Raw genomic sequence first — 15,088 nt, 5'->3', positions numbered from 1 at the left:
CAGCCAATAGGGACCGTCCCTAATGGCTGGAATTGTGTCCCATTGTCCCTGAAAGGAAGGTGTAAGTGAATGTTTATTAAAAGAGAGAGCCCTCTGAGGTTCATTTCCAGATTTTCTGTAATACATACCCTGACCTACACGATATTTGGCATAATGTTTATGCTCCTTAGCGATTACTTTGCTTACTTTGAGGCCGATGAGCTTATGAGTCTTGTCATGAAGCCTGCCGATGCCCTTTCAGTAAGGCTTGCAGTACCAGTTCAGCTTATACGCGGAGCGATCCTGGGCTCAGCAATATACCCATTCAAGAATAACATTATCAAGGAAGACTTTGGATGGCTTAAGCTGGCTTGGCTTATGTTTGCACTGACATCGATCGGTGCGGTCATAACAGGTCCAGGCTCGATAGAGGGGCTGCTGTACACAAATTTCTCATTCGATCCACTAACAGGCTATCCGGAGATAATTCTTCAGATATTAGCTTTCTCAATACTATTCACCTGGTGGTCCAACCGAAAAAACAGATAGATGGTTATAATTTTATTTTGGAAAAAAGTGCATCATATGGTAGAATGAACGTTAGGGAATTTATTGTTCTACTTTTTATTTAAGGGGAGATAAGTTTGATTATCGAGCATTTTCTTGAGTACACAGTACCATACATCACCAGCTCGCTGGAGCTTATAGGTGTTGCGATCATAGCCATTGCAGCTGCAAGAGGTCTTATTCAGTTCTTCAGGAATGGATTTGACTTTAGGGGAGACGACGTATCTATAGACTTTGCAAAAGCCATGGCACTTAGCCTTGAGTTCAAGCTGGCAGCAGAGATCATTAAAACCGTTGTAATTAGAACTATAGACGAATTTGTAATTCTTGCCTCTGTTGCCATACTAAGGGTCGTGCTTTCCTTCGTTCTCCATTGGGAGCTTAAGACTGGGGCAAAAAACATCGACACTTACTGTCCAGACCCGGCTGATCTGGCAATCGACCCTGCAGATATCAGTATAGCACCCAAGGAAACGATGAAGTCAGGACACTGATTTTAAGCGTTAAAGCCGCATAGAGACTGGAATTTTCCACTAAAACATAGTGGAATTTTTCTATATATAGTATATAATGTAAACAAAGATATTAAACGAGGAGTGATTATATGAAAAAGCTTATGACCGGAAACGAAGCGATCGCAAGAGGCGCTTACGAAGCCGGATGCTTAGTTGCCGCAGCATATCCGGGAACGCCTTCGACTGAGATCCTTGAAAACGTTTCCACATACCCCGAGATCTATTCTGAATGGTCTACAAACGAGAAGGTAGCGGTCGAAGTAGCTGCAGGTGCATCTATTGCCGGAGCAAGGTCAATGGCAGCCATGAAGCACGTTGGACTAAACGTAGCGGCAGATCCTCTTTTCTCCTTTGCATATGAGGGAGTTAACGGAGGCTGCGTAATAATCACAGCTGACGAGCCTGGTATGCACAGTTCCCAAACCGAGCAGGACAACAGACTTTATGCTCAGGCAGCAAAGATTGCAATGGTAGAACCATCTGACAGCCAGGAATGCAAGGACTTCATGAAGGAAGCCTTCGAAATATCTGAAAAGTTCGATACGGTTGTTCTTTTCAAGGTCACAACAAGGATCTGCCACAGCAAGGGCGCAGTTGAGCTATCAGACAGGGTAGAGGCAGGAGTTAAGGAATACACGAAGGATATCAAGAAATACATAATGGTACCGGCTCACTCAAGAGTCAAGCACATCGAGATGGAGACCGAAAGGATTCCTCGCTTAAGAGAGTTTTCAAACACTACTGAGATGAACAGGATAGAATGGAATGACAGAAAGATAGGCATCGTGACCTCAGGTGCATGCTACGTTCATGCTAAAGAGGTATTTGGGAATACAGTATCCTACCTTAAGGTAGGTTTCAGCTGGCCGCTTCCTGACCAGAAGATGAAGGAATTCGCAGCAGGCGTCGAGAAGTTATATGTTATAGAAGAAAACGAGCCATACATGGAAAACTACATGAAGGCCATGGGCATAGAGTGTACAGGCAAGGAGATTTTCTCAGTATGTGGAGAAATCAGCCCACAGATCATCAGAGAGGTAATGCTTGGTGAAAAGCCTGAGGAAGGCTACACACTGGAGATAGCTGCTCCAAACAGACCGCCTGCACTTTGCGCTGGATGTCCTCACAGAGGAATCTTCTACGCAATGGGCAAGCATAAGAATAAGATAAATGTAACCACAGATATTGGCTGCTACACTCTTGGAGCCATGGCACCTCTAAATATTGGCGATATCTCGATCTGTATGGGAGCAGGAATCTCTGCCGGAATCGGCTTCGAAAGAGTAAATAGGATTGCCGGAAGAGATAAGAAGGTATTCGGAGTAGTTGGAGATTCAACCTTTTTCCACTCAGGAATGACCGGTCTAGTGGATGCAGTCTACAACAAGAGCAATATGGCGGTAGTGATCCTTGACAATAGAATCACAGCTATGACAGGACACCAGGAAAACCCTGGAACCGGCAAGACAGTTTCAGGCGTAGAGTCTCCTCAGGTAGACCTGATAGCCTTAGTTAAGGCCATTGGGATCAAGGAAGAGAACCTAAGAGTCATAGACCCCTATGATATGGAAGCAAACTATGAGGCTGTTAAGGCAGCTATAGCTACTGACGAGCCGTTCGTCATCATCACAAAGCAGCCTTGCGCTCTTATAAAGGATGTCCAAAAGAGAAGAGCCAACCTTTACTGCCAGGTAAATCAGGAGCTTTGCAGAAAGTGCAAGACCTGTCTGAGAATCGGCTGCCCTGCAATATCCATGAAGGACAATGTCGTAAGCATGGATATCTCAATGTGCAATGGCTGCCAGGTTTGTCTTCAGGTATGTCCGTTCCATGCTATTGAAGCTTTCGGGGAAGAGGTGAAATAGATGAATAAGAAAATACTTATGGTTGGAGTAGGTGGACAGGGAACTATACTTGTATCGAAGATACTTACAGAAGGTCTCCTTGAGGAAGGTTACGACGTCAAGATGTCTGAGATACATGGTATGGCTCAAAGAGGAGGCAGCGTAACGACCCAGATAATCTTCGGAGACAAGGTATACTCTCCTACGATAAACAAGGGAGAGGCCGACATACTGGTTTCATTTGAAAAGGTGGAAGCTCTTAGATATATACCAATGCTTAAGAAAGGTGGCACTCTTATTGTAAATGAGGAAGAGATCTGGCCCCTGCCTGTACTTTCCGGACTGGAGGAGTACCCCCTTGGGATAATGGAGGGGATCAAGGATACCCTTGAGAACGTAATATCAGTCAACGCAAGAGAGATCGCTGAGGAGCTTGGCGAACCAAGGTCCGCCAATATCGTAATGTTCGGACTCATGGTAAAAGCCCTTGGACTGGACAAAATCGATTGGATATCTAAGATAAAGAAATTCTTGCCAGCTAAAGTTCACGAAGTTAATGTGAATGCGTTTGAAAAAGGATTGAGTTTGTAATATAATAGAGATGCCGCAGATGGCTGTGGCATCTAATTTTTTGCTTCTCGCCTTTCGGTGGAGGAACTACCCATCGATATATTAATTTTCCTTAATATTTGTGAAAAATGAAGATAAATGGAGAAAACAGGAGCAATATCGAGATATTCCAAGATGTTAGTGTTTTAACAAACAACGACACAATTTGCGACTGTTTGCTGCCATTTTCGACATATTGATTTATTGTTATATATTCCTATTAGAGTATAATTAATAGGGTTAAGGAGTGATAAAAAATGAACGAAATCACACAACAAATCATCAATCTAGATAAGGAGACCATTGCCCTAAGAGCCAAATATGAGGAACTTCTGAGAAAGAAAAAGCTGGAGGGCTTGGACATGCTTCAGAAGCTGGAGCAGGACCTTATGAAATCTTACATGGAGGAGGGAGAAAAGGCCTATCAGGAGATCATGCAGAAATCTGTCCAGGAATCAGAGCGTCCAGGCAAGATTGAGGTCGAATGTATGAGCAGCATGGTCAATATCGACGTAGTTTATAACGAAGCAAAGGATCAGTTAATCGAAAGTCTTTGGAAAGAAATACTGACCGGGGAAGAATAGAGGGATAAAATGGGAAATGAAAGACGATTTTCAGCAATAAATACAAAATTGAGAGTTATGCGCTCCCGTTTCCTGAAGGATTCCGACTACATAACGCTGATGGAAAAGGAAAAGGTCAGCGACCAGGTTCAGTACTTGAAAGACCATACCGTTTATGGACAGGTCCTTCAGGAGCTCCATGATCTGGATGAAATCCAGAAGGTTGAAATCCAGCTGGACAGGTTTTTGATCATCCAGTTCAAGAAGATACTGAAGTATTTTACCGATGACTATGAGAAGTTTTATAAGGCCTATATGTTCAGATTCGAAACTGAGGACCTGAAGCTTTACCTTAGAGCCCTTGCAAGGGGGGAGGATCTGTCAAAATATGAAAAAGTCAGCATGATCCGGGATGAATACTACAGCTTCTCAATAGAAAAGCTTAGAAGTTCTAAATCTCTGGACGACTTTATCGAGAGACTGAAAGGAACAAAATTCTATGATGTTCTATATCCCTACAGGCATGAGGACTATTCCAAGCTTCTTTTCTATATGGAGATGAATCTAGACAGGCTTTACTTTAATTCACTGTTTGAAAGTACGAATTTCCTTGGGAAGAAAGATAGGAATATCTATACCGACTTCCTAAGTGAAAACATAGATCTGCTGAACATTGAATGGATATATAGAGGGATTAAGTTTTACAATCTTCTACCTGAGGAGCTTATAAACTATACACTGCCCAATGGGAAGCTTTTTGGCTACAAGGAGTTGAAGGAGCTATGCTACGGCACTGTTGAGGACCTAAAGGCAAAGGTTTCCAAGACTCCCTATAAGGAAATGATGAATGAGGAGAAGGACATAGACCTTTTCATGGAGATTAGACTGCAGCGGCACTTATACAATATGTTCAAGAATACATTTACTAAAGGAAAGCTGGATCTATCGATTTCAAATGCATATCTTCACCTGCTGGAGTTTGAGATCCGGGATATTGTATCTATACTGGAAGCAAAAAAATATGGATTATCCTATTATGAGATCAAAGAGTATCTCGTAAGGACGATAAAAGGAAGTGATGAATAATGTCCGTAGAAAGAATGACGATGATGAATATCATCGGCAAGGTGGAGGAGACAGACCTGGTGCTGAAGGATATCCTGCAGTCCGGAAAGGTAGACCTTGTAGATGCGATGACGCAGATCGAGGAAAACAACTTCCTTTTCGACGTCAGCGATGAAAACATCGACAGGCTGATCGACCTGAATAACATTACCACCTTTGAGAAGGATGAGCGTTACGAGGAACTTCTTAAAAAAGGAGAAGAACTGAAAAAGATTCTCGGAATCGAAGCCGGGTCTGAGAAGCAAGAGGCTGCAGTCGAGATGAAAAGAGATGAAATTCTTGTTGAGCTTAATGACATCTGGGAAGAAGTCACTGAGCCAAACATGATGCTTCAGGCTATGAAGAAGGAGCTTGACTACCTGGAGGACTTCTATGCCAACAGCTTTAAGGAGCTTAAGGAATTTACAATACCTATAAGCTCACTTAGGGAAATGGAGTATTTCAGCTTCAAGATGGGGATCCTTAGCAAGGAAGACCGCTATAAACTTAAAAAGAATTATGAAAACATACTTGCTATACTTCTGCACACTGGAACCAGCTCAGAGGGTGAGGTCTACTTTGTACTTTACCCTACAAGTCTAGAAGAAGAAATGAAAAGGATCTTAAGGTCGTTAAATTTCAGGGAGATAGCGATCCCTAAGGAGTATTCAGGTACTCCGCAGGAGATCAGAGAGCAGATAATAAGGAACCAGGAAAGACTCCAAAAGGAGATAAAAGGCCAAGAGGACAGATTAGCTGAAATCAAGGCAAAATACGGAGACAGGATTGAGCATCTAATAGCTCAGGTAAAGCTTCTCTCCAAACTTGATAACATAAAAGAAAAAATAGCATTTTCAAAGAGATTCTTCTATATGTCAGGCTGGGTAGCACAGTCAGAGAGAGAAGACTTAAAAGAAAAACTCAAGGAATACGGGGATATGCTTGTTATATTCAAGGATGAGACTAGTCTTCAGCCTCCTACGAAGCTAAAGAACAACTGGTTCTTCAGACCATTTGAGTGGCTTGTGAACCTTTATGGCACCCCGAATTACAATGAAATTGATCCGACTCCATTTGTAAGTCTTTCTTACATGTTAATATTTGGAATAATGTTTGGAGACCTTGGTCAGGGTCTTGTACTCCTTATAGGTGGTTATTTCCTTTCTAAGAGGATGAAGCTTTTTGGAGGATTGCTTTCAAGACTTGGAATATCTTCAATGATTTTTGGTGCTCTATATGGAGCTGTATTCGGAATAGAAACATGGATCCCTGCATTATGGATGAAGCCCTTCGAAAATATAAATGACATTTTATTTTTCGCAATCGGCATTGGTGTTACAGTGCTCATAATCTCATATGTATTTGGGATCATAAATGCACTTAAGAGACACGACATTGAGGAAGGATTGTTCGGCAAAGAAGGTGTAGCTGGTGTTGTCCTATACATTACAGTACTGGTTCTTGTTGGAGGAGGAATGCTTGGAATCAATATCCTCCCGATGCCTGTAGGTATTGTGATTGCTGTTGCTGCACTTCTTGCAATAGTCTTCAGGCTGCCGCTTACTCACATGATCGAGAACAAAAGGCCTCTTCACGGCGGGGATATTTCAGGTTATTATGTTGAATCCATATTCTCGCTTATTGAGACATTCCTGGCAATGCTAAGCGGGACTGTATCCTTTATAAGAGTTGGAGCCTTTGCACTTACGCACGTTGGATTATTCCTTGCATTTGAGACTATGGGCCATATGATTGGCACTGCAGCAGGAAACGTCCTTATGATAGTTATAGGAAATATATTCATAATTGGTCTCGAGGGCTTGATAGTTTTCATTCAAGGAATGAGACTTCAGTACTACGAGCTATTCAGTAGATACTACAAGGGCGATGGAAGAGAATTCAATCCAGTCAGCCTTAAAAACTAACACAATCTAATTTTTAGGAGGAGAAAAAATGTCATTTATACTTGTTTCTACAGCAATCTTAGTTCTACTTACGATCGGTACAGGAGTTTTTTACATCTACAACAATATGGAAGGTGGAAAAAAGAAATTAAAGGGTATCCTAAGGACCAACCTGTTCGTATTTCTTCCACTTCTTATAGCGGCAGTAGTTATCATGGTTCCCCAAGCTATCAACGCTGAGACCGGAGAGGCAGCTGGCGGACTTCTTTCATCATCGCAGGGACTTGGTTTTATTTCAGCGGCTTTAGCAACAGGAATTGCAACTCTTGGTGCAGGTTACGCGGTAGCAGTTGTAGGTTCAGCAGCTCTTGGTGCAGTTTCAGAGGATTCATCACTTCTTGGTAAGACACTTATATTCGTAGGTCTTGCAGAGGGTATCGCCATCTATGGACTTATAGTATCGATAATGATCCTGGGAAGGCTATAAAAATGAAGTCTTTCCTGATCAGTGATAACAGAGATACGATAATCGGGATGAGACTGGCCAATATCGAGGGCGTCCTTGCCCAGACAAGAGAGGAAATAACAGCACGCTTCAACGAGGCTGTCGAGGACAAGGATATCGGGATCATCATTATTACTGAGAAGATCTTCGAAGAAATGAAGGAAGAGGTGCTGGAGCTTAAGCGCACCGGCAGCTCCCAGCTTATAGTGACGATTCCTGACCGTACTGGCTTAAAGGACAAGAATTTCATTATGAGGTATATTAAAGAGTCCATAGGCATAAAAATATAGGTGGTGAACTTATGATAACAGTTGAGGAGAAATTGGAGATATTCCACAAGATCGTCTACCGTGAGGAAGAGGAGAAATTCCAGAAAGCTCTAAAGGAACTTGAGGAGATGAATCTGCAGGCGCTTGAAGATAGAAGAAAAGAGCTTGAAGCCAATAGAGACGAGATAGTAAGAAGGAAAATCAGCATGGCTAAGATAGAGAGAAATGAAGCCATGGCCAAAGCAATTGAAAAGAACAAAGCTCAGCTGAGACAAAAGAGGAAGGACCTGCAGGATCAACTTTTAAGGGAGATCCTGAAGAGGGCGAACCAATTTGTCGACACTGATGAGTATTATGAATATCTTTGCGAAAATATCAATAAATATCTCAAAGAAATTGAGAACAATGAGGTAGTTGTCTATGTAAGAGAGAAGGACAAGGAGTCGATCAAGGGCTGCATCAAAGGCCTTGTAGCAGTAACGGGCAAGTCCTTTGTCATTGAGACCATGAGCGATGAAAAAATCGGTGGCTTTGTAATAAGCAACTCCGAGAAGACTTATAATATCGATCATTCACTTAAGACTCTTATCGAAGAAAAGGAATACACCATAGGTCAAAGGCTGTGCCTTGTCCTTGGAAAGGCTGGTGAGAGCAATGAGTAAACTAATAGGCGAAATCCAGATGATCAACGGACCCGTTATTCTTGGCAAAAACATGACCGGCTTTAAGATGAGAGAAATGGTAATGGTTGGCACCAAGAAGCTGATAGGAGAGGTAATTGCTGTTGACGGCGATTACGGAACAGTCCAGGTATATGAAGAAACTGAGGGAGTCAAAAGAGGAGAAGAGATCATCTCCACGGGTAAGCCTCTTTCACTTAAGCTTGGACCTGGAATGCTGAGTAATATGTTTGACGGTATCCAAAGACCTCTAAAAAGGATAAGGGACGAACATGGAAGCTTTATTCCCGAAGGTATAGGCCTTATATCCATCGATGAGGAAGCACTTTGGGATGTCGAGTTTACAGTTTCTGTTGGAGATTATGTAAAGCAAGGAAATATATTCGGCAAGGTTGAAGAGACGCCTCTTGTAACACACAAGCTTTTGGTTCCCATAGGAGTCGAGGGCAAGATATCCTGGCTTGCAGCTCCAGGGAAGTACAATATAAACCATGTAGTTATGAAGGTAATAGACCTCAAGGGTCAGGAACACGAGGTAATGATGCACCAGGAATGGCCAGTCCGTGTTCAAAGACCGGTCGAGGAAAGACTTCAGATAGATAAGCTTCTTATTACCGGACAAAGGGTTCTTGATATTTTCTTCCCTATCGCTAAGGGAGGAACAGCAGCAATACCAGGCGGTTTCGGTACAGGAAAGACTATGACTCAGCATCAGCTGGCAAAGTGGTCTGATGCGGACATAATAATATACGTAGGCTGTGGAGAACGTGGAAACGAGATGACGGAGGTTCTTGAGGACTTTCCTAAGCTGATTGATCCGAAATCCGACAGACCAATAATGGAAAGAACAGTTCTCATTGCAAATACCTCAAACATGCCGGTAGCCGCAAGAGAGGCGTCAATATACACAGGAATCACGATGGCTGAGTACTTCAGGGACATGGGCTACAATGTGGCGATCATGGCTGACTCAACCTCCAGATGGGCGGAGGCCCTAAGAGAGATCTCAGGTCGTCTTGAAGAGATGCCTGCTGAGGAAGGCTACCCTGCTTACCTGCCTTCGAGACTTGCTCAGTTTTACGAAAGAGCTGGTTATGTAAAGACTCTTTCAGGTGAAGAGGGCTCAGTTACAATAATCGGAGCGGTTTCTCCTGCGGGAGGAGACTTCTCAGAGCCAGTAACTGAGAACACGAAGAGATTCGTCAACGTTTTCCTTGGTCTTGATAGAGAGCTTGCTTACTCAAGACACTACCCGGCAATAAACTGGCTGACAAGCTATTCCGGCTACAGTGATATGATCAAGAAGTTCTACGAGAAAGAGCTTAATGAGGATATCGAGGGAATCAGATCGAGGATGCTTAACCTTCTTTACGATGAAAGCCGACTTCTTGAGATAGTTCTTCTGGTGGGAGAGGACGTACTTCCTGATGACCAGAGGCTTATCCTGGAGGTTGCAAGAGTAATCAAGATCGGGTTCCTTCAGCAGAATGCCTTCCATAAGGAGGACACCTTCGTTCCTCTTAAGAAGCAGTTGGAAATGCTTAAGACCATAGAACTTCTATACAACAGAGGACTTCAGGCGGTCAAGAAAGGCATTCCGATATCAAGAGTAAGAAATGCTGATCTCTACGAGGAGATCATTAAGATGAAATACACCATACCTAACGAAGAGATCGAAAAAATACAAGGCTTGAATACTATGATCAATGAATTCTACAACCAGTTAGAATCAGAGTATTCCAAATAGTGGGTGATAGGATGAAGAGAGAATATTTAAAACTAGATAGAGTACAGGGAGCTCTTATTGAGCTTTCAAAAATACACAGAGTCGGGTATGGAGAAATAGTTGAGATAGAAGACCAGCTGGGCGACAGGAAGGTTGGTCGTGTTATCAAGATCGATGGGGACAAGGTAGTAGTTCAGGTATTTGGAGCTACGATGGGAATGTCCATTGAAAACTCAAAGGTAAGCTTTAAAGGCAAACCCTTTGAGATACCTCTTTCAAAGAAGATACTTGGGAGAACCTTTAATGGCATAGGAAGACCGATCGACGGAGGAAGAGACATATACTCCGAGAAGACCTATAATGTAAACGGAAGACCAATAAACCCGGTTTCAAGGGAATACCCCAGAAACTACATCCAAACGGGAATATCCTCGATAGATGGACTGACTACCCTTATAAGAGGGCAAAAACTTCCAATATTTTCAGGAGCTGGACTTCCACACAACGAGCTTGCAGCTCAAATAGTCAGACAGGCGAGGATACAGTCAAGAGAGGGAGACAATAACTTCTCTATAATATTTGCTGCAATTGGGGTTAAGCACGACGAGGCATTCTTCTTTGAGGAAGCCTTCAAAAAGGCTGGGGTTCAGGAGAAGGTAGTTATGTATATAAACTATGCTGATGACCCGATCATGGAGAGGATAATCGCTCCAAGATGCGCCCTGACTGCAGCTGAGTACCTGGCTTATGAGGAAAATCAGCACGTGCTTGTTATAATGACAGATATCACAAGCTATGGAGAGGCACTTCGTGAGGTTTCTTCACTTCGTGAGGAGGTTCCAAGCAGAAGAGGTTATCCAGGATATCTATATTCAGACTTGGCTGCCCTATATGAAAGAGCTGGTATGATCCACGAGGTTGAGGGTTCTGTAACGCTTATTCCGATACTGACAATGCCAAATGACGATATAACACACCCAATCCCTGACCTTACTGGCTATATAACCGAGGGGCAGGTGGTGCTTGCCAGAGAGCTTTATCAAAAGGGAGTTTATCCTCCGATAAACGTATTGCCATCACTTTCCCGTCTTATGAAGGACGGTATTGGCGAGGGCTTTACAAGGGAGGATCATCCTGAGGTTTCGAACCAGCTGTTCTCAGCATATTCCAAGGTTCAGGAGGTAAGAGCCCTGGCTCAGATCGTTGGTGAGGAGGACCTTTCAGACAAGGATAAGAAGTATATGAGGTTTGGGGACGCCTTTGAAAAGAGATTTGTGACCCAGAGCTTCAATGAGAACAGAGATATGAATGACACACTGAATTTGGGATGGGATCTTCTTAAGCTTCTTCCAAGGGAAGAGCTCGACCGTCTGAAGCCGGAAATGATCGAAAAGTATATGAAATAGGGTGAGGCAATGGCAGTTTATAAAATAACTCCAACAAAAGCCAACTTGATAAAGTCAAAGAATTCCCTTAAGTTTGCAAAGAAGGGCTTCGAGCTTCTGGATAAGAAGAGAACAGTTCTGATAAGAGAAATGATGGCGTTAATCGATTCAGCCAGCAGCCTTCAGGAGAGGATCGAAAGGACCTTTTCAGAAGCCTATGACGCTCTTAAGCTTGCAAACATAACTATGGGCTCTGAGTACGTCGAGGAGATAGCACAGTCCATTGAAAAGGAAGCAGACTTCCAGATACTTTTCAAGTCTGTCATGGGCGTTGAGGTACCGATGATCAAAAGGGAGGAGAAGCCTTTTACAACTGAGTATGGATTTTTCAGGACCAACTCAGCCTTTGATAAGGCAGTTCTAAGCTTTATCCAGATCAGAGGACTTATATATGAACTTGCTGAGATAGAGAATTCTGTCTACAAGCTGGCTATGGAGATAAAAAAGACTCAAAAGAGGGCCAATGCCCTGGATAAGATTCAAATACCCCGTTATGAATCCACCATAAAGTATATCGACGAGGTACTTCAGGAGAAGGAGAGAGAGGACTTTTTCCGACTCAAGAGGGTCAAGAGCAAAACAAAGAAAAAGAAGTAAAAAATGCCGGAGGATCGGTCCTCCGGCATTTACTATTTATGCTCCTTTAACAGCTTATCCTTTATATCCCATAGATCCTGTGAAAGGTCTACAAAATATTCATGTGGTCTTTCAAAACGCTTTACCTCATCCCATAGGGTATCTATCTCTGCCTTGCATACATCCCTTATATCCGTAACATGAGGACTTTCATAGACACATTGACCATCCTTAAACAATTGAATAAGGAGCGGCTTAGCGTGGAAGTCCGTCAGGGTTGTTCTTTTCCATGTAAACAATGGGTGGAATATCTCGTAAGGCCCTGACTCGTCGATTTTCTCATCATGAAGAGTGATAACATCTGCTATTGCCTTTTTATCTGAATTCCTATATAGCCTGTAAACTTGCTTAAAGCCTGGAGTGGTTATCTTTTCAACATTATTGCTGATCTTGATCTTAGGTGTCACGACTCCGTTATCCTCTACAGCAACCAGCTTGTAGACTCCGCCAAAAATCGGCTCGGACTTTGCAGTTATAAGTCTTTCCCCAACACCAAAGCTGTCAACTTGTGCTCCCTGGGTTATTAGGTCCTTTATGACAAATTCATCCAGACTGCTGGATGCCATTATCTTTACGTCCGGATAGCCGGCATCATCAAGCATCTTTCTTGCTTTCTTCGAAAGATATGCGATATCACCGCTGTCTATTCTTACTGCCTTGGGTCTGAAGCCTCTAGGTACTACCTCCTCGTCGAACACCTTGATGGCATTGGGAATGCCCTTGCCAAGGGTGTTGTAGGTATCTACCAACAAGGTGCAGCTGTCAGGATAAATCCTTGCATATGCTCTGAATGCCTCCAGCTCAGTTGGGAACATCTGTACCCAGCTGTGTGCCATAGTACCCATGGCGGGGATACCATAATCACGGTCTACTATTGTGTTTGCCGTTCCTATACATCCTCCGATATAGGCTGCTCTGGCTCCCAGGATAGCACCTTCATAACCCTGAGCTCGCCTTGAACCAAACTCGATTACTGCCCTGCCGTCAGCAGCTCTTACGATCCTGTTTGCCTTTGTGGCTATAAGGGATTGATGGTTGACTGTAAGAAGTATCATCGTCTCAACAAGCTGTGCCTGAACTACAGGACCTCTCACTATGACTATAGGCTCCTTTGGAAATATTGGAGTTCCTTCGGGTATTGCCCAAACGTCACAGGAAAAAGTGAAGTCTCTCAGGTAGCTTATAAACTTTTCTCCAAATATGCCTTTGCTTCTGAAAAATTCAAGATCATCTTCATCAAACTTTAGATTTCTAAGGTATTCGATAAGCTGTTCAACCCCAGCCATAATGGCGAAGCCTCCGTCGTCAGGGATGGATCTGAAGAACATATCGAAGTAGCCTATTTTTTCCTCCATGTCATTTTCTAAATAACCATTGGCCATGGTGAATTCATAAAAATCAGCCAGCATGGTCAGATTCCGTTTATCCGCCCAATCTAATTTGTTCATCACGAGTCTCCTTTAGATATATTAATATCATTATAGACTTGTAGAACTGGAAATTCAAGGATATCGATATTTTAAAAATATATAAGAGGGATTATCCATCAACTACCTGAACGATCCCTCTTTATAAATAGAACTTACGATAACTGCTCCAACGAGAACTTTTTGGTTCAATCACTTTATCCAATCTACTCTCCTTAATTTAGATTACAGAGGATTAAACTCTAATCGTATAACCTAATAAGTTTATTTAGTTGTGTTTCTTTCTCAAGCCTTACGGCCTGAGTACTACATTTTACTTATACTACAAGCTACTCTTACTAAACTTACTACTTGTGTTGCAAGTGGTTCATCTTTCAAAGCTGCTGCCCGTACTACAAGTGTTTCTTTCCTGTACGTTCGTACAGGTACTTCCATAACGCAACTGCTTTTCCTTCTTTACTACATTACCTGCGTTCAATCCAAACAACTGTTATTTCGAAATCTGTGAACCAGTAACTTTGAATATAGGAGCAGCAAGCTAATTTAAAACTCTTTACATCTTAAACAAGTTCCACTACTTTATCTATCTTCGCAACTTTACTATCCAGAGTTTCCTAATCCCAATTGATTTCGGAATCCTGCACTGGTGATGCGATAAAAATAGGTGAAGCATTTTTTCAATCTCTCGATTGAATTTGAATCAAAGCCTCAATATCCAATGATGCGAGTTCAGACTTTTTCAAGGCCTGATTTTTCACCACCAAGTATTGATTGGTCGTTTTGTTGGATGCAGTTATCAAAGTCCTATTAAACCATTATACAAACCATCGCTTCAATGAAGCATTGAATTAATATAATGATTTGTATGTATATTATACCCACATATTTTTTTCTAAACAGATGAAACAGAAAAAATTATGTTAACTAATTTTAATAAATTAATACTGCAGTTAATAGTGATCAGTGAATAGTGAAGAGTAGAAAGAATAGACTATCCCATTAAATCACCTAAAATCATCTAAAATCAACTATTCACTTTTCACTCTTACTTATTCACTGACTTAAAAGTTTCTCTCCCTTATTAGTCACAGAAAGCATTTTGATAGGGGTAGTACTGCAGCTAGAAACATGGCAGCCCGCACACTTGCTTTCGCAGGTTGGAGAGCCCAGATCCTCAGAAAGGTAACCCATCCTGATCAGCTGTGACAGCATATCCTCCAGAACTTCCTCAGATATTTTAAGATTATGTGCAATAAGAGGCTTGGAGTAAACCTTGACCTCCTTGACTTCCCTTAATACTTCCTTAAGCATTTGG

General features: G+C 42.4%; 15 protein-coding genes. 13 read left to right on the top strand and 2 right to left on the bottom strand.

What is annotated here, in order from left to right; genetic code table 11:
- Positions 1–69 precede the first annotated feature (69 nt).
- The 13 genes from AC4PHB_RS09645 (at position 70) to AC4PHB_RS09585 (ending at position 12,307) form a co-directional block, all read left to right on the top strand.
- Complete coding sequence (locus AC4PHB_RS09645) at positions 70–528, top strand: hypothetical protein (protein ID WP_492136221.1); 459 nt, start codon at positions 70–72, stop codon at positions 526–528.
- Positions 529–623: 95 nt separating this feature from the next.
- Positions 624–1,040: a DUF1622 domain-containing protein gene (locus tag AC4PHB_RS09640; RefSeq protein ID WP_492136220.1), complete on the top strand. Its 417-nt coding sequence runs from the start codon at positions 624–626 to the stop codon at positions 1,038–1,040.
- 110 nt (positions 1,041–1,150) lie between these two features.
- The gene (gene iorA / locus AC4PHB_RS09635) at positions 1,151–2,926 is read left to right on the top strand and encodes an indolepyruvate ferredoxin oxidoreductase subunit alpha (RefSeq protein ID WP_492136219.1); all 1,776 of its coding nucleotides are present in this window, start codon (positions 1,151–1,153) and stop codon (positions 2,924–2,926) included.
- Positions 2,927–3,496 (top strand): indolepyruvate oxidoreductase subunit beta, encoded by a 570-nt coding sequence (locus tag AC4PHB_RS09630; protein WP_492136218.1) that lies wholly within the window; start codon positions 2,927–2,929, stop codon positions 3,494–3,496.
- Positions 3,497–3,771: 275 nt separating this feature from the next.
- Positions 3,772–4,098: a hypothetical protein gene (locus tag AC4PHB_RS09625; protein ID WP_492136217.1), complete on the top strand. Its 327-nt coding sequence runs from the start codon at positions 3,772–3,774 to the stop codon at positions 4,096–4,098.
- 9 nt (positions 4,099–4,107) lie between these two features.
- A complete protein-coding gene (locus AC4PHB_RS09620) occupies positions 4,108–5,163 on the top strand; it encodes a V-type ATPase subunit (protein ID WP_492136216.1) in 1,056 nt (351 codons plus the stop codon).
- The gene (locus AC4PHB_RS09615) at positions 5,163–7,106 is read left to right on the top strand and encodes a V-type ATP synthase subunit I (protein ID WP_492136215.1); all 1,944 of its coding nucleotides are present in this window, start codon (positions 5,163–5,165) and stop codon (positions 7,104–7,106) included. The genes AC4PHB_RS09620 and AC4PHB_RS09615 overlap by 1 nt, the downstream gene beginning before the upstream one ends.
- Before the next feature lie 28 nt (positions 7,107–7,134).
- On the top strand, positions 7,135–7,572 hold the full coding sequence (locus tag AC4PHB_RS09610; RefSeq protein ID WP_128425051.1) for an ATP synthase subunit C: 438 nt from the start codon (positions 7,135–7,137) through the stop codon (positions 7,570–7,572).
- 2 nt (positions 7,573–7,574) lie between these two features.
- Positions 7,575–7,880: a V-type ATP synthase subunit F gene (locus tag AC4PHB_RS09605; RefSeq protein ID WP_320405646.1), complete on the top strand. Its 306-nt coding sequence runs from the start codon at positions 7,575–7,577 to the stop codon at positions 7,878–7,880.
- Positions 7,881–7,891: 11 nt separating this feature from the next.
- Positions 7,892–8,521 carry a V-type ATP synthase subunit E gene (locus AC4PHB_RS09600; protein WP_492136214.1) on the top strand — a complete coding sequence of 210 codons (630 nt, stop codon included), beginning with the start codon at positions 7,892–7,894 and terminating at the stop codon, positions 8,519–8,521.
- Positions 8,514–10,286 carry a V-type ATP synthase subunit A gene (locus AC4PHB_RS09595; protein WP_492136213.1) on the top strand — a complete coding sequence of 591 codons (1,773 nt, stop codon included), beginning with the start codon at positions 8,514–8,516 and terminating at the stop codon, positions 10,284–10,286. Before AC4PHB_RS09600 ends, AC4PHB_RS09595 begins: the two co-directional genes overlap by 8 nt.
- A gap of 11 nt (positions 10,287–10,297) precedes the next feature.
- Positions 10,298–11,671 carry a V-type ATP synthase subunit B gene (locus tag AC4PHB_RS09590; protein WP_492136212.1) on the top strand — a complete coding sequence of 458 codons (1,374 nt, stop codon included), beginning with the start codon at positions 10,298–10,300 and terminating at the stop codon, positions 11,669–11,671.
- 9 nt (positions 11,672–11,680) lie between these two features.
- Positions 11,681–12,307 (top strand): V-type ATP synthase subunit D, encoded by a 627-nt coding sequence (locus AC4PHB_RS09585; RefSeq protein ID WP_492136211.1) that lies wholly within the window; start codon positions 11,681–11,683, stop codon positions 12,305–12,307.
- Positions 12,308–12,339: 32 nt separating this feature from the next.
- Here AC4PHB_RS09585 and AC4PHB_RS09580 read toward each other — a convergent pair whose 3' ends face one another.
- Both AC4PHB_RS09580 and AC4PHB_RS09575 read right to left on the bottom strand, forming a co-directional pair.
- Positions 12,340–13,794 (bottom strand): nicotinate phosphoribosyltransferase, encoded by a 1,455-nt coding sequence (locus AC4PHB_RS09580; RefSeq protein ID WP_492136210.1) that lies wholly within the window; start codon positions 13,792–13,794, stop codon positions 12,340–12,342.
- 1,032 nt (positions 13,795–14,826) lie between these two features.
- Positions 14,827–15,084, bottom strand: a complete 258-nt coding sequence (locus AC4PHB_RS09575; RefSeq protein ID WP_492136209.1) for a FeoC-like transcriptional regulator — start codon at positions 15,082–15,084, stop codon at positions 14,827–14,829.
- Positions 15,085–15,088 lie beyond the last annotated feature (4 nt).

The sequence above is a fragment of the Gudongella sp. QWL-04 genome (assembly GCF_058683975.1).
The sequence above is the reverse complement of the archived record's forward strand: the minus strand, read 5'-3'. Positions and strand labels throughout refer to the sequence as shown.